At 70.0% G+C, this 22043-nt stretch carries 14 protein-coding genes and 2 tRNA genes; 7 read left to right on the forward strand and 9 right to left on the reverse strand.

Features of this window, described 5'->3' with window-relative positions:
- Positions 1-571: 571 nt before the first annotated feature.
- The 3 genes from ACZ6WN_RS09550 to ACZ6WN_RS09560 form a co-directional block, all read right to left on the reverse strand.
- A complete protein-coding gene (locus ACZ6WN_RS09550; protein ID WP_465864335.1) occupies positions 572-1228 on the reverse strand; it encodes a response regulator in 657 nt (218 codons plus the stop codon).
- Complete coding sequence (macS, locus tag ACZ6WN_RS09555; protein ID WP_465864337.1) at positions 1201-2346, reverse strand: MacS family sensor histidine kinase; 1146 nt, start codon at positions 2344-2346, stop codon at positions 1201-1203. The genes ACZ6WN_RS09550 and macS overlap by 28 nt, the downstream gene beginning before the upstream one ends.
- Positions 2347-2454: 108 nt before the next feature.
- Positions 2455-2527 (reverse strand) — tRNA-Glu (locus tag ACZ6WN_RS09560).
- A gap of 115 nt (positions 2528-2642) precedes the next feature.
- On the opposite strand from ACZ6WN_RS09560, the gene ACZ6WN_RS09565 reads away from it, so the two are divergent.
- The 3 genes from ACZ6WN_RS09565 to ACZ6WN_RS09575 all read left to right on the forward strand — a co-directional run bounded on the left by ACZ6WN_RS09565 (position 2643) and on the right by ACZ6WN_RS09575 (position 7635).
- Positions 2643-2716 (forward strand) — tRNA-Phe (locus tag ACZ6WN_RS09565).
- Positions 2717-2841: 125 nt separating this feature from the next.
- Complete coding sequence (locus ACZ6WN_RS09570; protein WP_465864338.1) at positions 2842-6267, forward strand: SCO7613 C-terminal domain-containing membrane protein; 3426 nt, start codon at positions 2842-2844, stop codon at positions 6265-6267.
- 33 nt (positions 6268-6300) lie between these two features.
- Entirely contained in the window at positions 6301-7635 is a 1335-nt protein-coding gene (locus ACZ6WN_RS09575; protein WP_465864340.1) for a hypothetical protein, read from the forward strand.
- A gap of 43 nt (positions 7636-7678) precedes the next feature.
- Here the strand turns inward: ACZ6WN_RS09575 and ACZ6WN_RS09580 are convergent, their stop codons facing one another.
- Complete coding sequence (locus tag ACZ6WN_RS09580; RefSeq protein ID WP_045551786.1) at positions 7679-7870, reverse strand: DUF3073 domain-containing protein; 192 nt, start codon at positions 7868-7870, stop codon at positions 7679-7681.
- Between the two features lie 287 nt (positions 7871-8157).
- Between ACZ6WN_RS09580 and ACZ6WN_RS09585 the strand changes: the two genes are divergently transcribed.
- A complete protein-coding gene (locus tag ACZ6WN_RS09585; RefSeq protein WP_465864342.1) occupies positions 8158-10305 on the forward strand; it encodes a PhoX family protein in 2148 nt (715 codons plus the stop codon).
- Positions 10306-10368: 63 nt separating this feature from the next.
- Here ACZ6WN_RS09585 and purM read toward each other — a convergent pair whose 3' ends face one another.
- The gene (gene purM / locus ACZ6WN_RS09590; RefSeq protein WP_465864343.1) at positions 10369-11436 is read right to left on the reverse strand and encodes a phosphoribosylformylglycinamidine cyclo-ligase; all 1068 of its coding nucleotides are present in this window, start codon (positions 11434-11436) and stop codon (positions 10369-10371) included.
- A 14-nt stretch (positions 11437-11450) separates the two neighbouring features.
- The gene (purF, locus tag ACZ6WN_RS09595; protein WP_465864345.1) at positions 11451-12968 is read right to left on the reverse strand and encodes an amidophosphoribosyltransferase; all 1518 of its coding nucleotides are present in this window, start codon (positions 12966-12968) and stop codon (positions 11451-11453) included.
- A 179-nt stretch (positions 12969-13147) separates the two neighbouring features.
- On the opposite strand from purF, the gene ACZ6WN_RS09600 reads away from it, so the two are divergent.
- The 3 genes from ACZ6WN_RS09600 to ACZ6WN_RS09610 all read left to right on the forward strand — a co-directional run bounded on the left by ACZ6WN_RS09600 (position 13148) and on the right by ACZ6WN_RS09610 (position 18873).
- On the forward strand, positions 13148-15037 hold the full coding sequence (locus ACZ6WN_RS09600) for a sensor histidine kinase (RefSeq protein WP_465864347.1): 1890 nt from the start codon (positions 13148-13150) through the stop codon (positions 15035-15037).
- A 48-nt stretch (positions 15038-15085) separates the two neighbouring features.
- Positions 15086-16930, forward strand: coding sequence for a sensor histidine kinase (locus ACZ6WN_RS09605; protein WP_465864348.1), 1845 nt, complete (start codon positions 15086-15088; stop codon positions 16928-16930).
- A gap of 173 nt (positions 16931-17103) precedes the next feature.
- Complete coding sequence (locus tag ACZ6WN_RS09610) at positions 17104-18873, forward strand: ATP-binding protein (protein ID WP_465864349.1); 1770 nt, start codon at positions 17104-17106, stop codon at positions 18871-18873.
- A gap of 96 nt (positions 18874-18969) precedes the next feature.
- On the opposite strand, the gene ACZ6WN_RS09615 is transcribed toward ACZ6WN_RS09610, so the two are convergent.
- The 3 genes from ACZ6WN_RS09615 to ACZ6WN_RS09625 all read right to left on the reverse strand — a co-directional run bounded on the left by ACZ6WN_RS09615 (position 18970) and on the right by ACZ6WN_RS09625 (position 21992).
- On the reverse strand, positions 18970-20334 hold the full coding sequence (locus ACZ6WN_RS09615; RefSeq protein ID WP_465864350.1) for a M20/M25/M40 family metallo-hydrolase: 1365 nt from the start codon (positions 20332-20334) through the stop codon (positions 18970-18972).
- Positions 20335-20444: 110 nt separating this feature from the next.
- Positions 20445-21263: a hypothetical protein gene (locus ACZ6WN_RS09620; protein ID WP_465864351.1), complete on the reverse strand. Its 819-nt coding sequence runs from the start codon at positions 21261-21263 to the stop codon at positions 20445-20447.
- A gap of 369 nt (positions 21264-21632) precedes the next feature.
- Positions 21633-21992, reverse strand: coding sequence for a sterol carrier family protein (locus tag ACZ6WN_RS09625; RefSeq protein WP_465864353.1), 360 nt, complete (start codon positions 21990-21992; stop codon positions 21633-21635).
- Positions 21993-22043: the final 51 nt, after the last annotated feature.

A 22043-nucleotide genomic window follows, 5' to 3' on the forward strand; every position in this document is an offset into this window, starting at 1 on the left:
GACCTGGCCCGGAGTCAGGGACGGCCTGCGGCCGCCGGCTTCGCCGGCCGCTTGCGCGGTCCTTGACACCGGACCAGGTCGAGAAAGATTTGGCTGGCTATCGGGGCGGCGGCCCGGGTGTGGCCGCGGAAGATTCGCTCCTGGGAAGGTGACTGTTCTGGGGCGAACGAACATTCGTTCGCCCCGCCGAGCCTCCCTGCTGGATGCCCACCCCCGGTGAAAGAAACATTTCTTTCACCCACCGATCCCATGTTCCGCAGCGAAGGGCTCGGCACGAACGAACGTTCGTTCGCCTCCCACCCCGCCCTACCGACCGGGACGAAACAACACCGGCCGACCCTCCCAAGCCGGCACCCAACCAAGACCGTCGCACCAAACCCCTGCCGCCGACCCGATAACCAGCCAAAATTCTCGGCGACGGCCGGTGTCAAGGATCGCCGAAGGCGACCGGCGAAGCCGGCGGCCGCAGGCCGTCCTTGACTCCGACGCCGCCGAGAACACCCTCCAAGAAAGGGTCGGCGGCAAACCCCAACCCCAAAACACACCACCCGAAGCGCGTCAAAAAAGAGGCTCAGTCAGCATCCAACCCCTGCTCGATCGCATACCGCGTGAGCTCGACCCGGTTGTGCATCTGGAGCTTGCGCAACGTGTTCTGTACGTGGTTCTGAACCGTCCGGTGAGAGAGCACGAGACGGTCGGCGATCTGGCGGTAGCTCAGCCCCTTGGCGACGAGCTTGAGGATCTCGGTCTCGCGGTCGGTGAGCATGGGCTTGTCGCCCCGCACCTCGGTGGCGGCGCTGTGCTGGAACTCGCCCAGGACCAGGCCGGCGAGGCCAGGGGTGAAGACCGGGTCGCCGTCCGCGACGCGGCGTACGGCCTCCAGGAGCTCGTCGCGGGAGGCTGACTTGACGAGGTAGCCGGTCGCGCCGGCCTTGACCGCGGCGAGCACGTCGTTCTGCTCGCCCGAGGCGGAGAGGATGAGGACCTTGGTCGCGGGATGCAGGGCGACGACCTCGGTGGTGACCTGGACGCCGTCGGGCTCGGGGATCTGCAGGTCGAGCACCACGACGTCCGGCCGGGTCGCGGCGAAGCGGGTGATCGCCTCGCGCCCGGTGCTGGCGGTGGCGACGACCTCGAAGCCCGCACCGGTCAGGTCGCGCTCGACCGCGTCGCGCCACATCGGATGGTCGTCGACGACCATCACCCTCGCGGAACTGTCAGTTCCCATTCCGTTCCCGTCCCTCCTGTGATGAGTTCGGCCGTGCCCCCGAGATCGAGGATCCGGCCCCGGATCGAACCGACGATGCCGAGCCTGCCGTCCTGCTCCGCCACGGCGAGGCGACCGTCGGGGATCCCCGGGCCCTCGTCGCGCACCGAGACCTCGACATGGTCGGGGAAGGCCTGCAGGAGCACCCAGGCGCGGGCGTCCTCACCGACATGGCGGCGTACGTTGTCCAAGGCCGCGCGGGTCGCGGCGAGGATCTCGCCGACCCGGCGTGCGGGCATCTCGACGGCGTTGGCGGGGCCGGACACGGTCACGGTGCCGGTCTCGAGCTCGGCGAGAGCGGCGGCGAGGTCGGCCATCCCGTGAGCCGGTCCGGCAGCCGAGCCCCGGCCGGGCTGCTCGCCGCGGATCAGCAGCCGCAGCTCCCGCTCCTGCTCCCCCGCCAGCCTGCCCAGCTCGGCGGCGTCACCACCCAGCTCGCCCCCGCGACGCTGCACGAGGGCGAGGACCTGGAGGACCCCGTCGTGCACCGCCCGGGCGAGCCGTGCCCGCTCCTCCGCCCGCGCGGCCGCCCGCTGCGCCTCGTCGCGCTCGAGCGCCATCCGCTGCACCGACTCGCACATGTAGCCCACCACGGGGCCCGCGATGACCAGCAGGAACGCGTTGCCGTAGATCGACTGGTCGATCTCCTGACGGAGCACGAGGTCGGCGGCCGCCAGCGCGACGCCGGCCAGCAGGCCGCCGAGCCAGCGATAGTGGATCGCGCACGCGAGCAGCGCGCCGCTGACCCAGAATCCCGGCACGCTCGCCTGGAACCCCGGACCCTTGACCAGCGGGGTCACGAGCAGAAGACCGAGGGCGACCACCAGGTCGGCACCGACGAGCACCGCCGTGCGGCGGCTCGGCTCTGCGTACGCCCAGACGACGAAGACGGTCCAGCCGATCATGACGAGCGCACAGACCAGCGCGGCCGTGGGCGAGACGAAGTTGCCGGCCCGGTAGACGGTCAGCCCGACGGCGTTGACGAGCACCACCACGCGCAACACCGCGAGAGCCCGGAAGAGCCTGCTCTCGACCTCGATCGCCGCCGGCGACGTCCACGCCCTCACGCTGGCACCCATGCTGGGAAGTGTGGCATCCGGGCGGCCCCGTGCGTCGTGGATATGAGTATCCGTGCGGATGCCGGCCGGCCTGTCGCGCGGCGAGACTCGAGCCATGGAAAGACTGTGTACCCCCTACCGGATTCGAACCGGCGCTACCGCCGTGAAAGGGCGGGGTCCTGGGCCGCTAGACGAAGGGGGCCTGCCGGGACATCCTAGAGGCCTGCGTCCGAGGCCGCCAAAGCGAGGCCGCGCGTCCGGTTTCGGGTCCCGATTCGGAACGTCGCGGTTGCTTCCGGTAATGTTTCACCTCGCTTGGGCAGGTAGCTCAGTTGGTACGAGCGATCGCCTGAAAAGTGATAGGTCGGCGGTTCGACCCCGCCCCTGCCCACAAGCAACAACCGGCTTCGACCAGCAGTTATGGGTCGAAGCCGGTTGTCGTTCTGGATCAAGTCTCAGCGCACACCCTGCGTTTCCCGCACGCACATCGGCGGATCTACGCAAGGATGGTTGGCTGTGAAGTACGCCGATCCTGGTCGCTGCCCCGACTGCCGGGAGGCCTTCGAGCCCGGCACCAGCCCCTGCCCGCACTGTGGTCTGCCGCTGGAGAACGCCGTCGCGCAAGAGCTCTACGGCACCCTGCTGCGGGCCGACGTACTCATGACGCGGTTGCGCTCGATCCGGGAGGAGGCGAGCCGGGCCGCGCGACGGACCCCGTCGCCCGCTCCCGTGCCGGTCGGCGCGCCGCCCGCGGCGCCGCCGCAGATCCAGCCCGAGCCCGACGTCACCCCCCTCCCGGCCCCGGCGCCGGCCGTGGCCATGGCCGGACCGGCGCCGTTCCCCGGTGCTCCGGTCGCCCGGCGGGCGCCGATCACCGTGCCGCTGATCCTGGTCGGCGTCGGCGTGCTCTTCCTGCTGGTCGCGAGCGTCATCTTCCTCGCGGTCGCCTGGGCCACGATGGGCGTCGGCGGCCGCACCACGATGCTGCTCGTCTTCACCGCGCTCTTCACGATCGGTGGCGCGGTGCTGATGCATCTCGAGCTGCGCGCCGGCACCGAAGGAGTCTGGACGCTCGCACTGGGTCTGCTCGCCCTGGACGTAGCCGGGATGAAGTACGCCGGTTGGCTCGGTGGCGCCGACTGGGACCGTGGCTTCCTGGTCGTCGTCGGCGTGGTCGTCTTCCTGGCAGGCACCGCGATGTCCCTGATCGGCGCGCGCAGCGAGAAGCTCGACTCGGTGATCGGGCCGCAGGTGGCAGCCGCAGCCGGCGTCCTCACCGCCCTGATCGGTCTCGAGCTCATCTCCGACCTCATCTGGTTCCCGCTGGTCGCCGCGGTCATCGCCCTCCTCGTGGTGATCGTGGCGAGCAAGACCGACCTGCAGGCGCTGACCATCGGCGCGATGGTCGTGATGGCGGGCTTCTGGCTGATGCTGATCGTCCGTGGCCTGGCCGATCCCGCGCTGACCGGTTCCGAGCTGCTGCGCGGCGGCACGCTGCCGCTGCTGCTCGGCGCCGCCGCGGTGCTGACGGTCGTGGCACTGCTGTTCCCGCTGCCGAAGGACGCGAAGGTCGCGATGGTCGGGATCTCCCTCCTCATCACCGCCTACACCTTCACCCAGCCCGCCCTCGACGACGGCGCGGTCACCCTGACGGTCGTGGCCGTGGTGGTCACCCTGGTCGCCGCGGGCGCCCTGGTGGTGCTCCCCCGGCCCTGGCGCTGGGCCGCCACCGCGTTGACGCCCTACGCCGTGGGCCTGGGCATCACCGTCCTGATCCTGACGGTCTCGGCCGCCGTGCGGCTCGCGGCCGTGCCGTGGACCGAGTCCGCGTTCTCGCCGGTCACCGGTCCGGAGCCGTTGCTGCCGGGCTGGCTGGCCCTGCCGGCGCTGCTCGCGATCCTCGCCCTCGGCACCGCCTGGTTCTACCGGTTCAACCCACCCGCGTTCCGCACCTACCGACCCACGGTCGGCTGGATCACCTTCTCCGGCGGCCTCACCGGGTTCGCGATCACGGCCGCCTGCTACGGCGCCCCGCTGCTCGTCCCGGCGCTGCTGCTGCTCGGGGTCGCGGTCGCGCTGGCCTGGTGGGCGGAGCGGTGGCCACGGCTGGTCGCCGCGGGCATCTTCGGGCTGGTTGCACTGGCCACCGCACTACCCAGCGACCTGCTCACCGTGGTCGTCGCGCTCGCGCTGGCGGCGGTGGCTGCGTACGCGGGTCAGGGTCTGCTCGGCATCCACCGCGAAGTCGCCGCCAGCTACTCGGTCGCGACGCTCACCCTCGGCCTGTGGTCGCTCGCGCCGCTGATCGACGTGGAGCGGCAGTGGGCCGCGTGCGTGATCGTGACGCTCCTCGGGCTGATCACGCTGTTCCGCTTCCGGGCGTCGGGCTGGTGGGCGACGGTGGCCTGCGCCGCGATCTCGATCGGGATCGGCGCGGTCGACGTCACCTGGGCTGCGGTCCTGCTGACCATCGCCACCATCCTCGCCGCGGCCATCGGCGTGCACCACCGCCAGCCTCCCGCGCTCGCCGTGGCCGGCACCGTCGGGCTCGGCGCAGCCACGGCCGCGGTGCTCTCCGGCGACGTGCTCGCGCTGGCCGTGACCCTCATCCTCACCGCCCTGGGCATCGTCGTCGACCGCGTCCAGTCCGGCACGACCCGGGAGGTCGCGACCGCCTACTGGATCCTCGCGCTGACCGCCACCGTGTGGCAGGCGGCCCGGCTGGCCGACGTCGACCGTTCCTACACCGCGGTGGTGGTCGTGGTGGCGATGGGCGTCATCGTGCTCGTCCGCCGCAGCCCCGCCATCGAGGCCGCGGCCGCCACCGGTGCCCTCGTGTCGATCGGCCTGGGCTCCTTCGGCGAGGCCGGCGTGCTCGACACCGACTGGCTGTCGATCCTGCTGCTGATCGCCGGTGTCATGTGCATCGCGACGATCCTGCGCCACGAGCCGCAGCAGTCCGGGCCGCGGCTCACCGTCGCCGGCCTGCTCGGCCTGGGATCGCTCGGCGCCGCCTTCGGCAACGAGCTGCTCGCCCTGGTGGTGGCCGGCGTCCTCACCGCCGCCGCGGTCGCCGTGGACCGCCTCACCCAGGAGCTGCAGACCAAGGCCGTCACGGCGCCCTACTGGATCGTCACGCTGACGGCCTTCTGCTGGATGTTCGCGTCCCTCACCGGCATCGCCGAGCCGCACACCGCGGCCGGGATCATCGTGATCCTGGCCCTCGTGACCATTTTCCGGCTGCTGCCCTCGGCCGAGATCACCGCCGCCGTCGCCGCGGTCGTCTCGATCGTCGTCGGCACCGTCACCTTCGGCCCCACGATCGTCCTGACCCCGGACGGGCCGACCGCGGTCGGCTCGAGCGGAGTCGATCTTCCCTGGCTGAGCATCCTGATGATCCTGCTCGCCGCGGCCGTCTCCGCGCACGCGATCGCCCACCACGAGCGGCGCTGGCTGGGTTGGGTCGGCGCCGGCCTGGCCACGGTCGCGCTGTGGATCCGGCTGGCCGACACCTCGGTCACGACCTGGGAGTCCTACACCCTGCCGCCCGCGATCGCGCTGCTCGTCTTCGGCGTCGTCAAGCTCCGCCTCGACCGCGAGGTCGCCTCGCTGCCGGTGCTCGGGCCGGGCGTCTTCCTAGCCCTGGTCCCGTCCGTGCCGGCAGCCCTCCAGGACCCCGTCTCCATGCGCACCGCGGTGCTCGGCATCGCCTGCCTCGCCTTCATCATCGGCGGCGCCTGGCTGCGCTGGGCAGCACCGCTGGTCGGTGGCGCCCTGGTCGCCTCCGTCCTGGCCCTGGCGCAGATGCCGTCGGCCCACTCGCTGCAGCAGTGGTGGGTCCTCGGCGCGGCCGGGCTCCTGCTGCTCTTCCTCGGCATCACCTGGGAGGCGCGGCTCCACGACCTACGGCGGGCCACGGCCTATGTCCGGGGGTTGCGTTAGGGCGCGGCCCACGCGCCCGGAAGACTGGAGCCGATGTTTCCTGAATTCGAGGTCGTACGTCGCCAGCGCCCCGTCACGATCGCGGCCGAGTCCACCGGCTTCCCCCGGCCCGCGGCCAACGCCGCGATCGAGGTTGCCTGTGACGGCCCGGTCTCGCTGACCTTCACCTCGGGTGAGGACGTGCTCACCGGGACGTACGACGGGCGGCGGGTGTCGCTCGTGGTGACGACCGGGTCGCGGCGTACGTCTCATGCGAGCCGGCGCCACGGCAGGGCCGGCCGCGGGGTCGGCCGGTTCGCGTTGACGCTGACCGGGACGATGCTGACCGCGCTGACCTGTGAGGCGAGCGGGGCGTGGGTCGCCAGAGCGCGGGTCGATCTCTCCGAGGTCGGGATCGAGCCGCGTGCGGAGTCGTGGCTCAGCGGCCTGACCGCGGACCATGAAGGCTCGGCCGACGACGTGCGCACCGGCGCCTTCGGGCAGCTCGGCCTGCGCGACATCCGGGTGGTGACGTACGCCGACGGCTCCCCCTTCCGCGAGGAGGACGGCACCCTGCTGCTCACCGCCACCAGCGCCGGGCCGGGCTTCTTCCCCACGGCGCACACCTCGGTGTGGTCGCTGGACCCGGTGACGTACGACCTCGTCCGTCGCGGCGCGCTCTACTTCCGCCGCGACGGGCTGGTCCAGGGCGACCACGCGACCCATCTGGTGCGCGACGGCGACGAGTGGCTGGTCGCGACGAGCACGTGGGCCTCGTTCAAGGCGCCGGACAAGACGGATCCGAGCAAGCCCTGGAGTCCCGTCGGCGTCACCGTCGCCCGCTCGCGCGAGGACCTGACCACGGGCGAGCACGTTCTCGACGCGAGCCCGCTGACGCTGCCCACGGAGAGCCCCGGGACCGGGCACAGTACGTCGGTCGGGGTCTGGGACCCCCATCTCGTCCGCCACGACGGCGAGTGGCTGGTCGGCTACGTGAGCGCGGAGAGGTACTTCGAGTTCCACCCCGTGCTCGCCGGCGGGCCGAGCCTGGACGCGCTCAGCCTGCGGGCAGCACGGACCGACCGCACGGCCACCGAGGGCACCACGCTCGTCCCGCTGGACGGCACAGTGGTCGTCGGCGCCAGCGACGGACGCGACAATCCGCGTCGCGTCCGTGCTCGCTACCCGATCTTCGATCTGGACCTCAACGAGGTCGCAGAGCTCCGGTCGGAGTACGTCTCGAACCTTCCGTGGCCCACGCTGATCCCGGTCGGGGACGAGTGGTTGCACGTCGCCTTCGACGGCACGCCTCACGGCGGCCGGCTACCCGGCTACGGCACTCACGGGGAGGTTGTCCTGAGCCGATCGACCCGGGGTCGATCGGTCTGAGGGGATGTCGACCAAAGACGTTGCCGCCGTTGGCCGACAAGCCCTAGTCGCGCGAGGATCCCGCGTCGTAGTCCGACCAGTCGTCGTAGTCGTCCGGCTTCTGATCGGACTTCTGACTGGTGTCTTCATCACCGTGAAGTTCGCGCGCAAGGGCCCCGAAGTCCGTCTCATAGGTCCGGTACTTCAGGTCGCGTGCGACCTTCGTCTGCTTGGCTTTCGCTCGGCCGCGCCCCATAGGGTCCAGCCCCCTCGTCGCACTTGGCCGGGATAGTCCCGGGCTGTTCACAGGTTTCTCGTAGGGATAACGCTACCGGTTCATGCCAAGAAACCGCACGCCGGGGTGTCGAAAATCCGTTCGCTAGCAGCGAATGTTACTGAGGTCACACGAATCTGAGCCTGTTGACTCGTCATTCGCCGTTCACCAGGACGACAGATTGAGGGGCCGGACGGTTGTCTCGCCGCGCATAGCCTCCCTTCCGATTCTCGGGAGACCTGACACCACGCGTCTTGAACGGAACTGCAGTGAGCGAACTGAGCGACATCCAGACCGACACCGCCTGCCCCTCGTGCAGCGACGAAGGAGCCCCCGCCGTCAGCGACGGCCGCCGCACCATGCTGTCGCTGCTGCCCATGAGCGGCCACACGCGCGGCAAGCGCAGCGCCGTGACCTGTGCCCTCAAGTGCGACAGCGCGTGCGCCAAGCCCGTGCCCAACACCTCCGACAACGAGTACTTCCGCGACATCGCGGGTTCGGTGTTCAGCCGCCGAAAGATGCTGGGCTTCGCGGGCATCAGCGCGGGCGCGATCGCCCTGGGCGCCACCTCGCCCGCCGCCGCAGCCGCTGTGACCGGTCCGGCCGCCTCGGGTGGCATCGCGGCCAAGGGCAACGGTGGCCGGCCCGGCAACCTTCCCTTCGCGCCCATCTCGCCGGTAGACGCCACCGTCGACGAGCTCGTCGTGCCGCGCGGCTACACCTGGGAGCCGATCCTGCGCTGGGGCGACCCGATCCTGGCTGGTGGCACGCCCTTCGACGCGTCCGCGCAGACCGCCGCGAAGCAGGAGCTGGCCTTCGGCTACAACTCCGACTACCTCGACATCATCGTGACCAACAGCGCCGGCACCAAGGCGCTGCTCTGCAACAACCACGAGTACGTCAACGCCGGCATCATGTTCCCGCCGGATCTCGACGCGACCGAGAAGGTCAAGATCGCCATGGCCGCCCACGGCTTCTCGATCGTGGAGCTGAAGCGTTCCGGCAAGGGCAAGAAGTGGACGTACGTCCAGGGCGCCCCCAAGAACCGCCGGATCACGGCGACCACGACATTCGCCGCCACCGGGCCGGCGGCAGGCTCCGACCTGCTCAAGACGGTCGACGACCCCACCGGCAAGAAGATCTCCGGCATGGTCGGCAACTGCTCCGGCGGCACCACCCCGTGGGGCACGATCCTCACCGGCGAGGAGAACTTCAACGGCTACTTCCTGACCGCCGGGACCAGCGCGAGCGACAAGCGCTACGGCCTCGCGAGCGGGACGAAGACGACGTACGGCTTCGAGACCGTCGAGGACCGCTGGGACGCCCGCAAGCCGGGCTACGAGAACGAGCCGAACCGGTTCGGCTACATCGTGGAGATCGACCCCACCGACCCGACCTCGACGCCGCGCAAGCACACCAACCTCGGTCGCTTCAAGCACGAGGGCGCCAACGTCACGATCTCCGCGTCCGGCCACGCCGTCGCCTACATGGGCGACGACGAGCGGTTCGACTACCTCTACAAGTTCGTCTCCGAGGGCAAGTACGACCCGAACGACCGGGCCGCCAACCTCGACCTGCTCACCGAGGGCGACCTCTACGTCGCACGTCTCTTCGGCGACTCGGCCCCGGCCGAGATCGACGGGTCAGGCACGCTTCCCGCCGACGGCAAGTTCGACGGCTACGGCCAGTGGGTGCCGCTGGTGCTGAACGGTGCCAGCCGGATCCCGGGCATGACCGTGGCCGACGTGCTCGTCTACACCCGGCTGGCCGCCGACCAGGTCAACGCGACCAAGATGGACCGTTGCGAGGACGTCCAGCCGTCGCCGAAGACCGGCAAGGTGTACGTCGCGTGCACGAACAACACCGACCGCGGCAAGGTGGGCAAGGAGTCGGCCACCGAGCCCAACCCGCGCAACACCAACCGCGACGGCCACATCGTCGAGATCACCGAGGCCCGCAACGACGCGGCCGCGGGCACGTTCACGTGGTCGCTGCTCCTGGTCGCCGGGGACCCGGCGACCAACACGTCGACCTACTTCGCCGGCTACCCGACCGACAAGGTCTCGCCGATCTCCTGCCCCGACAACGTCGCCTTCGACTCCGAGGGCAACCTGTGGATCTCCACCGACGGCGCACCGAGCACGATCCAGAAGTGCGACGGTCTGTTCAAGGTCCCGCTGGAGGGACGCGAGCGCGGCCACGTCCAGCAGTTCCTGTCGGTCCCGCGCGAGGCCGAGACCTGCGGTCCGGTCATCCACGACAAGGACGGCTCGGTCTTCGTCGCCGTCCAGCACCCCGGCGAGGACGGCTCCTGGGCCGACCAGCACTCGCTGTTCCCCGACTACGTCGAGGGCACCGCCGCCGAGGGTGAGTTCGCGGGTCCGCGGCCGTCGGTGGTTCAGGTCTTCAAGAAGTAGCGCCGAGAGACGCCGAAGGGCGCCGGAGCAGTCGCTCCGGCGCCCTTCGTCCGTCGTGAGGCCTCAGGCGATCCAGCCGGCGTAGGAGCCGGTCAGCTCGACCTTGCCACCCGGGGTGTCGGTGACCTCACCGGCGGCCCAGGCGCGGATGTCGTGGCCGGCGAGGATGCGTACGGCCTCGTCGACGTCCTCGGGGTCGATCAGCGCGACCATGCCGACGCCGCAGTTGAGCGTCATCTCCAGGTCCGCCAGCGCGATGGAGCCGGTGCGGCGGACGAGGTCGAAGACGGGCGCCGGGGTCCAGGTGGTGCGGTCGATGCGCGCGGAGAGCTCCGGCGGCATGACCCGCTCCAGGTTGGCGGCCAGGCCGCCGCCGGTGACGTGGGACATGGCGTGCGTGCGGGTCCCGCGCGCCAGCTCCAGGCAGGCCTTGGCGTAGACGCGGGTCGGGGTGAGGAGCTCCTCGCCGAGCGTACGGCCGAGCTCGGCGACCTGCGCGTCGAGCGTGTAGGCGCCGGAGTTGAGGAGCACGTGGCGAACCAGGGAGTAGCCGTTGGAGTGCAGGCCGGAGGCCTCCATCGCGAGGACGACGTCGCCCGCCTTCACCAGGTTGGCACCCAGCAGGTTGTCGGCCTCGACGACGCCGGTGGCCGCACCGGCCACGTCGTACTCATCGGCCGCGAGCAGGCCCGGGTGCTCGGCGGTCTCGCCGCCGACCAGCGCGCAGCCGGCCTCGACGCAGGCCTCCGCGATGCCCTTGACGATCGCCGCGACGCGCTCGGGGACGACCTTCCCGGTGGCGATGTAGTCGGTCATGAACAGCGGCTCGGCGCCGCAGACGACCAGGTCGTCGACGACCATCCCGACCAGGTCGAAACCGATCGTGTCGTGCTTGTCCAGCGCCTGCGCGATCGCGACCTTGGTGCCGACACCGTCGGTGGAGGTGGCCAGCAGCGGCCGCTCGTACGCCTTCAGGGCCGAGGCGTCGAAGAGACCGGCGAAGCCACCGACCCCGCCGAGCACCTCGGGGCGCCGGGACTTCTCGATCCAGACCTTCATCAGATCCACGGCGCGGTCGCCGGCGTGGATGTCGACACCTGCTGCGGCGTACGCGTTCTGGCTCTGGGTCACTGGTGGATCTCCGATCACGGGTTGTTCAGGACCGGCAGGGCCTTGCCCTCGGTCGGGGACTGCAGCGAGACCTCGAGGAGGTGCTTGCCGAGCATGCTCTCGTCGGGCAGCTCTACGGGGTATTCGCCGGTGAAGCAGGCCGTGCAGAGCGCGCTGCGCTCCTGCCGGGTCGCCGAGATCATCCCGTCGAGGGAGATGTATCCGAGCGAGTCCGCACCGACCGAGGCGGCGATCTCGTCGACGGAGAGACCGTTGGCGATCAGCTCGGCGCGGGTGGCGAAGTCGATGCCGTAGAAGCACGGCCACTTGACGGGCGGCGACGAGATCCGCACGTGGACCTCGAGGGCGCCGGCCTCACGCAGCATCCGCACCTGGGCGCGCTGGGTGTTGCCGCGCACGATCGAGTCGTCGACCACGACGACCTTCTTGCCGCGCACCATGTGCTCGAGCACGTTCAGCTTGAGCCGGATGCCGAGCTGGCGCAGGGTCTGGGAGGGCTGGATGAAGGTGCGCCCGACGTAGCCGTTCTTCACGAACGCCTGCCCGAACGGCAGGCCGCTCTCCAGGGCGTAGCCGGTCGCGGCGGGGATGCCGGACTCGGGCACCGGGATGACCAGGTCGGCGTCGACCGGGAACTCGCGAGCCAGCTCGCGGCCCATCTCGACGCGGGACTCGTGGACGTTGCGGCCGGCGATGTTGGCGTCGGGGCGGGCGAGGTAGACGTACTCGAAGACGCAGCCCTTGCGGTCGGCCTCGGCGAACCGCACCGAGCGCAGGCCGGACTCGTCGATGATGATCATCTCGCCCGGCTCGACCTCGCGGACCACGCTCGCGCCGACGGTGGCCAGCGCGGCGTCCTCGGAGGCGATCACCCAGCCACGGTCGAGACGGCCGAGCACCAGCGGGCGGATGCCCTGCGGGTCGCGCGCGGCGAACAGGGTGTCCTCGTTCATCCACACCAGCGAGAAGGCGCCGCTGATCGTCGGCAGCACCTCCAGCGCGCGCGCCTCCAGGGAGGAGTCGGGGTGGTAGGCGAGGAGCTCGGTGAGCAGCGAGGTGTCGTTGGTCGAGACCGGGGCGTGGCGGCCCTCGGAGTGCTCGGGCAGCGCCTCGACGGCCGAGCGCATCTCGGCGACGTTGATCAGGTTGCCGTTGTGGCCGAGGGCGACGGAGCCGTCCGGCGTCGGCTTGAAGATCGGCTGGGCGTTCTCCCACACCGAGGCGCCGGTGGTGGAGTAGCGGGCGTGGCCGATGGCGACATGGCCCTTGAGCGACTCGAGGGTCGGCTCGTCGAAGACCTGGCTGACCAGGCCCATGTCCTTGTAGACCAGGATCTGGCGTCCGTTGCTGACCGCGATACCCGCCGACTCCTGGCCACGGTGCTGCAGCGCGTACAGGCCGAAGTACGTCAGCTTCGCGACGTCCTCGCCCGGCGCCCACACACCGAAGACCCCGCAGTGGTCCTGGGGACCCTGGTCGTGGGGGTCGAGGGCGGCGGTGAGCCGGCCGTCGCCACCCTTGCGTCGGGACACGTGCCTACCTGAGCTGGTGAGGTTGACCACGGCATCGAGTGTAAGGGCGTACGCAGGCGATCAGCGAACCCTTGACAGTCCTGTAAGGGTGGTCACATGAACGTCTCGGAATCATGAATGTAAAGAACGATCCACGTCTGCCCTACCGCACGGGACCGACATCCCGGATAATCGATCCGATGACTTCTCCAGCGCCCAAGCCCGCCGGCGGTCACCGACTGACGGTGCCGCCGGGATTCGCCCCACCACCGTTGGGCGGGAAACGCGCCAGAAGCGACCTCACCACGACGATGACCACGATCACGACCGACCTGGCCGAGATCGGTGGTCTGCTCACCCCTGGCGAGGATCTCTCCGACCTCCAGCTCATCGCCGACAGCCTGACCGCCCTGGCGGGCTTCGAGATGGCCACGATCAGCGTCGCGCGCGCTGACGGTCACCTCCACATGGTGGTGGTCTCGGGCCAGGACTCCGCCCGCGCCGACCTGCTCGGCACGGTGACCCCGATCGAGCGCCTCGAGGCCGAGCTGGCTCGGGCCGACGACTGGGGCATCTTCAAGTTCGTCCCGGCGGAGCGGCTGGACCCGAACGCCGACGTGTACGGCTGGATCCCGACGATGACCCCGATCGACGCCGCCGGCGCCTGGAACCCGCTCGACCTGCTGGTCGCGCCGCTGCGCGACGACGCCGGCAGACTCCGCGGGACCCTGATCGTCGACGTACCGACCGACGGCCTCCGCCCCAACCCGGAGAAGCGCGCCGTGCTCGGCCGCCACGCGGTGCAGGCGCAGCGCGCCATCCTGCTCGCCCTCGAGCGTGAGGAGCTCTCCGAGCAGGTACGCCTCGCCGAGGCCGCCCGCGACGTGATCCGCCGCGCCGGGCGCGAGCTCGACCCCGACGAGATCCTCAACTCGCTGAGCACGGGGCTGGTCGACGTGCTCGACCTGACCGACTTCTGGCTGCACATGTCCAAGCCTGGCGGCAGGGGCATCCGCACCAAGGTCTACCGGGAGGACTTCAAGCTCCCGATCGGTGACCTGACCAGCCCGTTCATGGTCGACTACGGGCAATACCTCTGGGACCAGCGCAGCATCACCGTGCAGACCCCCGACGGCGCCGAGCGGCTGCCGCACCCCGACCCGGAGGCGCAGCAGCGGATCACCGAGTGGATCCGCCACTACAAGGTCGGCTCGATCGTCGGGGTCCCGATCGGCTCCGGCCAGACGTGGTACGGCGCGATGCTCCTCGGCCGCGGTCCCGACAAGCCCCACTGGAGCGAGCTCGAGCTGATCACCGCCGCCGACCTCGGCCGCGACTTCGGCCGCGTGGTCCACAACTCCAGGGCCTACCTGCGCCAGAAGGCGGCGGTCGACTCCCTGCGCGAGCTCGAGGCCCACAAGAGCCGGCTGATCGCGACGGTCGCCCACGAGCTGAAGAACCCCCTCTCCGCGTTCCGGTGGAACATCGAGTCGCTGCCCTACGCGGAGTCGGAGGAGGAGTACGCCGAGGTGTTGACCGCGCTGACGCGCAACCGGGACCGCACCGAGAAGATCGTGGCCGACCTGGCGATGCTGTCGAAGGTCTCCGACCCCGACCACCTGCCGACCACGGTGCCGATCCAGGTCGCGTCCGTGCTCGAGGAGGTCCACAGCCAGCTCAGCGCCGAGATGCCCACCAGCGACGCCCACGAGCTCGTCTTCGAGATGCCGTCCGACGACGTCTACGTGACCCTCGCCCCGGGCGATCTCGACCGGGTGGTGATCAACCTGGTCACCAACGCGATCAAGTACAGTCCCGAGGGCGGTCAAGTCATCGTGAGCACGCGCACCAGCCCCGGCTGGTTCGAGCTCCGGGTGACCGACCACGGCCTCGGGATCTCGCCGGAGGATCAGGACCGGCTCTTCACCGAGTTCTTCCGTTCGACCAACCCCACAGCGCTCAAACAGCCAGGCACGGGCCTCGGCCTGACGATCGTGTCTCGAATCGTCAGTCGCCGCGGCGGACTGATATCCGTCGACTCGACCCCTGGCGCGGGAAGCACATTCCGTGTGACGCTGCCCATTGTTTAACCTTACGCAACGGTAACGGGTTGCATTTCCATCTCGGCGGAGAACTCCATGACCAGTACGCCCTCAGAGGGTCCGGACGCGCCGTCCCGCGCCTCCGGGGCGTACCCGTCCCCGGACCCCGGTCTGCAGCTGATCGCGGAGGGTGTCACCGAGCTCGTCGGCTTCGGTGCCGCCGTCATCAACATCCGCCGAGGTGATGAGTTCGAGATCGTCGCCGCGTACGGCGACGAGACCGGTCACACCGTCGAGGGCGAGATGACCGTCGCCGAGATGCTCGGCACCCGGTTCCCGGTCTCGGTCGTCACCGACCTGCTGGACATGTCGGTGGACTGGGGCGACATCAAGTTCGTCCCGCATGAGAAGAACACCATCGGCGAGGCGGAGGGCTACTGGGTCCCCGACACCGACGAGGACATCCTGAAGGACCCGCAGGACTGGCATCGGCTCGACGAGCTCCTGGCCCCCTTCTACGACGAGAACGGGGAGCTCGTCGGCGTACTGTCGATCGACCGTCCGACCAACGGCCGCAGGCCCGGGCGGCGCCAGCAGCGGATCCTCAACCGGTTCGCCCGCCAGGCGCGACGGGCGGTGCTGCTGAGCCTGCAGCGCGAATACCTCGAGGAGCGGGCCAACAACCTGCTCGAGGCCCAGAGCTTCCTGCGCGAGGCCAACTCCCAGCTCGGTCTCACCGGGGTGCTCGAGGCCACCCAGGAGGCGATGAGCCGCGGTCTCGACGCCGACGGTCTCTACGTGCAGGCACAGGACGGCGAGGGCGGGTCCGTGGCCTATGCCTCGCCCGGTCTGGGCTGGAACGCCAGTGACACCAACAACATCGCCGCGGGGCAGGCCTACCAGGCCACCCGGCTGTGGCACGCGGGCCAGCACGCCATCGTCAACCGGGACCTGCTCCTCAACACCCTGCGCCACGGTGATGCCGAGCGGAAGATGTTCGCCAGGATCGGCATCGAGTTCCTCGATGCCGTCGGGGCCGACTCGCTCCTGGTCGTGCCGATCGGCGTGGAGACGACGGCGCTGGGTCACCTCGTGCTGGTACGTGGCGCCGGCCGGCCACGATGGACCGATGCCGAGGGACGGCTGGCGATGGAGTTCGGTCGGGACTTCGGCCGCATCGTCCTCACCTCCAACGCCTACACCCAGGAGCGCGACCTGGCCCAGCGGCTCGCCACCGCCGACAAGGTGCACAGCCGGCTGATCGAGTCCGTCGCGCAGGAGCTGCACAGCCCGCTCACCGCCCTCACCACCGGCATCGACGCGATGCGTCACGAGGACCGCGGCTCGCCGACCTGGTTCCAGCAGGTCGGCAACCTGATCAGCCGGTCCGACCAGCTGGTCGCGATGGTCGACGACCTGCTCCTGTTCTCCCGCTTCTCCGACCCCATGTCGCGGCCGACGCTGACCCACGTCGACCTGACCTCCCTCCTGCAGGAGATCTTCGAGCAGAGGACGTACGAGTCCGAGAAGCGTGGGATCGAGGTGAGCATCGATGTGCCGCCCCGCAGCGTCTACGTCCTGGGCGACCGCAGCGAGATCAAGGCGGCGATCCTCCGGCTGGTCGACAACGCGCTCGTCTACACCCACCGTGGTGGCCACGTGCGGCTCTACATCGTGGAGAGCGCGAGCGAGGCCGCGATCTCGGTGACCGACAACGGCGTCGGCATCCCCGCGGCCGAGCAGATCCAGGTCTTCACCGAGTTCTACCGCGGGTCCAGCCAGGCGATCGGCGGCCGGAAGGGTGTCGGCCTCGGGCTCAGCATCGTCGACCGCGTCGCGCGCCGCCACGACGGCCGCGTCACGCTGCGCTCGGAGCCCGGCACCGGCACCCGCGTCTCCCTCGTCCTTCCGTTGGCCAACGACGCCACCTCGCTGGGTTAACCAAACGTCACAATCTGGTCGAGACGGACGCCAACGGCTGCACAGCGCGCGCGTTTCGTGCAACACTCCGTGGTGCCCAGGTCCTCAGGACTGCCACGCTGTTGCAACACCTGCCCTGACCGACCTACCTGAGAGCAAGGATGCCCCCACCACAGTCAGTCGATGCCCTCGACGTGCCTGCGAGCACGCCGAGCAGGCCGTCGCTGCCGGTGGCAGATCCCGCGCTCCAGATGATCTCCGAGGGCATCTGCGAGCTGCTCGGCTTCGGCATCTCCGCGATCAACGTGGTCCGCGGCGACGAGCTCGAGGTGGTCGCGGTCCACGGCTTCATCAGCGGCCTGAACGCGCACGGCCGACGGGAGACGGCGGAGGAGATCCTCGGCACGCGGTGGGCCCTCTCCGACCTGCGCGACAACCTCGCTCGCGGCGAGAACTGGGGCGCCTGGCGGTTCATCCCCCACGAGCGGGTGAACCTTCACGAGGGCAGCTGGGTCTCCACCACCAACATGATCGACGCCGCCGACGCCTGGCACCCGCACGACATGCTGATCGCGCCGATCCTCGGTGACGACGGCTCCATCCAGGGCTGCCTCTCGGTCGACATGCCGATCAGCGGCCGCCGGCCCGACTTCACCCAGCGCCGGGTGCTCAACCGGTTCGCGAAGCGGGCCCAGCGGGTCGTCCGCGGCTACCTCGAGCGCGAGCGTCTCTACGAGCGCGCCGCGAACCTCGAGACGGCCAAGGAGCTCCTGCGCGACGCCAGCTCCAAGCTCAGCATCGCCGAGGTCCTCGACGCCAGCCACGACGCGCTGATCCGCGGTCTGGGCGCCGACGGCATCTGGATGGCGACCAAGGGACCCCGCCGCGAGATGGTCGTGCATGCGACCCCGGGCCTCGAATGGGACCCCGACCCGGGCCTGGCCGCGCTGACCTCCCGAAACACCTCCCGCTACTGGGTGGAGGGCACCTACTCGATCCTGTGCCGCGAGCGGATCACGGACTCCTCGGAGTGGAGCGAACAGGCCGCCGTGGCCAGCAAGTTCTTCGAGAGCCTGGGCGCGGACAGCGCTCTGGTCGTGCCGGTCGGCGCCGACCACGAGTGGCTCGGCCACATCGTCCTGCTCCGCTCCCCCGGGCGGCCCACCTGGACCGACGCGGAGGGCCGGCTGGCGATGGAGCTGGGCCGCGACTTCGGCCGCATCGTGCTCACCGCCAACGCCTACACCCAAGAGCGCGACCTCGCCCAGCAGCTCGCCCACGCCGACCGCGAACGCAACCGGCTGATCGAGGCCGTCGCCCGCGAGCTGCGGATCCCGGTGAACGCGCTCGGCACGTCGCTGAACGCCTTGGCCGGCGAGCAGGTCAACACCCTGCCGTGGATCGTCCAGGTGGAGACGCTGACCGTACGCAGCGCCCAGATCGAGGGTATCGTCAGCGACCTGCTGCTCCTGTCCCGGATCCGCGACCCTGCCAACGCACCCGGCGAGACCACCATCGAGGTCTCCGAGATGCTCGACGACGTGCTCGACGAGCTCGATCCCGACGCAGCCCAGAAGGACATCGAGTGCGTCCTGACGACCCCGACCGGGCCGGCGTACGTCGTCGGTGACCCGCGCGAGCTGCGTGCCGCGTTCCTGCACCTGGTGAAGAACGCGCTGACCTACAGCTACCGGGGCTCGCGGGTGCAGGTGATGCTCTACAGCGCCGGCAGCGAGGTCACGATCATCGTCGCCGACGCCGGTGTCGGGATCGCCTACGAGGAGCAGCCGGAGGTCTTCGACCCGTTCTACCGAGGCTCCAACTCCGCGCTGGGTGGATCGCGCGGAGCTGGGCTCGGGCTGACGCTGGTCGAGCAGATCACCAGGCGCCACCACGGGTTGGTCGAGCTCGACTCACGCCCTGGCGAGGGCACCCGGGTGGCGCTGACGCTGCCGGGGGTCTAGGGGTGGATGTTCACCGAGGTAGCTCGGTGAACGCGCACTGCCCTCGCGGAACTCCACGAAGGCAGTGCCACCCCACCGAGGTGACTCGGTGAACGGTCAGCGGCTCCCCAGCTTCTGGAGCAGCAGCGCCTCGGCGACGACGACCTTCCGGAACTCGGCGAGGTGGAGGCCCTCGTTGGCGCCGTGGGCGCGGGTGTCGGGGTCCTCGACGCCCGTGACCAGCACACTGGCCTGCGGGAACGCCTCGAGGAACTCCGCGATGAACGGGATCGAGCCGCCCACGCCCATGTCGATCGGGGCGGTGCCGTCCCAGGCCTCGGTGAAGGCGGCACGGGCGGCGTCGTAGGCCGGACCCGTCGCGTCCAGGGCGATCGGCTCACCGGTGTCGACGACCTTGGTGGTCAGCTGGGCACCCCACGGGACGTGCTTCTCCAGGTGCTGGGTGAGCGCGGCGACGGCGTTCTCGCCGGAGTCGCCCGGGGCGATCCGGATCGTGACCTTGGCCCGCGCGCTCGGGGAGAGCGTGTTGGAGGCGCCGTCGACCTTGGGGGCGTCCAGACCGGTGATCGTGATCGCCGGCTGCGTCCACATCCGCTCGACGGCGCTTCCCTTGCCGACCCACTGGAGGCCGGCGATCGCACCGGACTCGGCGCGGAGCCGCTCCTCGGGGTAGTCGACGTCGGCCGCCTTCCCGGAGACCAGGCCCTCGACCGCGGGAGCGCCGTCCTCGTCCCAGAGGGTGTTGAGGAGGCGTACGAGCGCCATGATCGCGTCGGGGGCCAGCCCGCCCCACATGCCGGAGTGGACGGCGTGACCCAGGGTGCGGAGCTCGACGTCGACGCGGATCAGGCCGCGCAGCGACGTCGTCAGCGCCGGGACGCCGATGTCCCAGTTGCCGGAGTCGGCGATGACGATGACATCGGCCCTCAGCTTGTCCTGGTACTTGCCGAGCAGCTCGGGAAGCGTCGCGGAGGCGACCTCCTCCTCGCCCTCGATGAAGAGGCGCACCGTGACGGGAAGGTCACCGTTCTCGTCGAGGCTGGCAAGAGCCCGGACGGCACCGATGTGGGCCGCGATGCCGGCCTTGTCGTCGGCCGCACCGCGACCGTAGAGCCGGTCGCCGACCTCGGTGGGCTCGAACGGCGGGGTGTCCCAGTCGCTGTGGTCGTTCTCCGGCTGGACGTCGTGGTGGGCGTAGAGCAGCACCGTCGGGGCACCCTCGGGGCCCTTCTTCTCCCCGACGATGGCCGGCGGGGCGCCGTCGAAGGCGCGCACGATCTCCACGTCGAAGCCCTCGGCCGCGAAGAGGTCGCGGGTCTTCTCCGCGCTCTTCTCGACCTCGCTCAGGCGCTCGGGGTCCGCGCTGACGGACTCGATCCGCACCAGGTCCTCGAGGTCCTTGCGGATCCCGGGGAAGAGGTCGTCTACACGGGCCTTGATGTCTTCGGTGGAGTGGCTCATAGGGCGAGATTATCTGGGCGGGCGCGGACGTCGGGTAGTCCGGTAGCGAACTGCCTATTACTGGCGGGTATATGGACAGTTCGCTACCGGACTACCCCGACGTGCACTCCTCACCCCGCCCGATTCGCCACGAAGCGCTCCCGCTGCACGTCGTTCAACGCTCGGCGCTGTTCGACGGTGTGGGTGGGGGTCCACCAACGGGGCGGATCGATCGTCCAACGGCGGTCGGCGACGGCGATCCGACGCATACGAGATCTCGCCTCCAGGGTGCGGCGGAGGAACCCGTTCGGGTCGCCGATGTCGCGAGAGACCATGGTGACGTACTCGAGCCCTGCTGCACGGAACAGACCCTCGCGTTGGATGTCGACGGCCCTCCGCTTGCCTTCCAGATGGAGCTTGCCGTCGTACTCCCCCACGACACCGGCTTCGAGATCGAGTACGTCGGGGGTCCCGATGTGCCGACCCTCGAGATCGAAGACCGGACGATTACATACCAGCGCGGTGAGCCCGAGATCGATCCGCCACAGGAGTCGTAGGTCGACCTCCCTCGGCGACCAGACGTTCTCGTCAGCCAGGACGATCGCCTCCCGAGCCATCCCGACACCAGTCCAGCCGTTCAGCGTCGATATGTACGCTGCCGCTTCGTTCTGACTGACATGGTCGCTCGCCATCGCCAGGTCGAGCCATCGCACCGCGTCACGTACGTCCGATGAATACCGCATCTCGAAGACGATCGACCTGGCGGGACTCGTGACCGGCAGCCCGTCGATCCAGCGACGCTCTTGCGGCGGCATCCGTTCGGCCGAGACCGCAAGGCCAGGCTGGGTGAGGAGCTTGTGACCGTACGTCGCCAACGTCACCGGCCGCGCCTCGCCCATCCCGGCGAACCACTTCGCACCGGCCCATGCGTACGCTGCCCATCCCGTCACTGCGCCCGTGTTAGGCGACAGGACCGCAGCCTCCAACACCCTCTGCTGTGCGTCGGACGGATCGACGCTCGCCGGAACGTACAGCCCACGCCAGACCCGCCTCCATCTTCGACCGCGGCTCTGCCCGGTTGTGGGTCCCGCCCGCCCTGTGAGGTCTAGGGCCATCGGCATCACCACGTGTGGCCGCTCCGCTGACCATCGCGGCGGCCCGAAATGCTCTGCTCGCTTCACCATGCCGCCAGCGTGCGCGTCAACCGGCACCCTGGCATCCCGTTTTCTGGCTCCTGTGGATAAGTCCCGAAGGTCGGCGGGGTAGTCCGGTAGCGAACTGTCTATTACTGGTGAGTATTTGGACAGTTCGCTACCGGACTACCGGCTCAAGGGCAGGTACGCCGACAGGTCGGTGCGTTCTCCCGAGGCCTTGACCCGGGCCTGATCGACGGCGTCGGACCAGGTCATCGCCCCGGTGGCGAGGGCGATCCAGGTGGTCGCGTCGGTCTCGATCACGGCCGGTGGGGTGCCGCGGGTGTGGCGTACGCCTTCGATGACCTGCGCCGCGGCATAGGGCGGGACGCGCACCTCGACGCTCTTGCCCGGCGCGCGCTGCTCGAGCAGGGCGAGGAAGTGCTTGGTGAGGAGTCGCAGGTCGGCCTTCTCCGCCGATCCCGTCAACCGTTCCAGCGCTGCGGAGACCTCGGCGGCCGGGGCGGGCTTGAGTCGTGCGGGCACAGCGGCGAGCCTACCGCCGCGGCCACCAGGGACCGGGCGGTAGGCGACGTA

The sequence above is a fragment of the Nocardioides sp. NPDC054178 genome (assembly GCF_055585005.1).

What these genes read in the sequence shown, in the direction of transcription:
- ACZ6WN_RS09550 (WP_465864335.1), bottom strand. Translation starts at nt 1,228, where the DNA reads ATGGGAACTGACAGTTCCGCGAGGGTGATGGTCGTCGACGACCATCCG.
- macS (WP_465864337.1), bottom strand. Translation starts at nt 2,346, where the DNA reads ATGGGTGCCAGCGTGAGGGCGTGGACGTCGCCGGCGGCGATCGAGGTC.
- ACZ6WN_RS09575 (WP_465864340.1), top strand. Translation starts at nt 6,301, where the DNA reads ATGTTTCCTGAATTCGAGGTCGTACGTCGCCAGCGCCCCGTCACGATC.
- ACZ6WN_RS09580 (WP_045551786.1), bottom strand. Translation starts at nt 7,870, where the DNA reads ATGGGGCGCGGCCGAGCGAAAGCCAAGCAGACGAAGGTCGCACGCGAC.
- ACZ6WN_RS09600 (WP_465864347.1), top strand. Translation starts at nt 13,148, where the DNA reads ATGACTTCTCCAGCGCCCAAGCCCGCCGGCGGTCACCGACTGACGGTG.
- ACZ6WN_RS09605 (WP_465864348.1), top strand. Translation starts at nt 15,086, where the DNA reads ATGACCAGTACGCCCTCAGAGGGTCCGGACGCGCCGTCCCGCGCCTCC.
- ACZ6WN_RS09615 (WP_465864350.1), bottom strand. Translation starts at nt 20,334, where the DNA reads ATGAGCCACTCCACCGAAGACATCAAGGCCCGTGTAGACGACCTCTTC.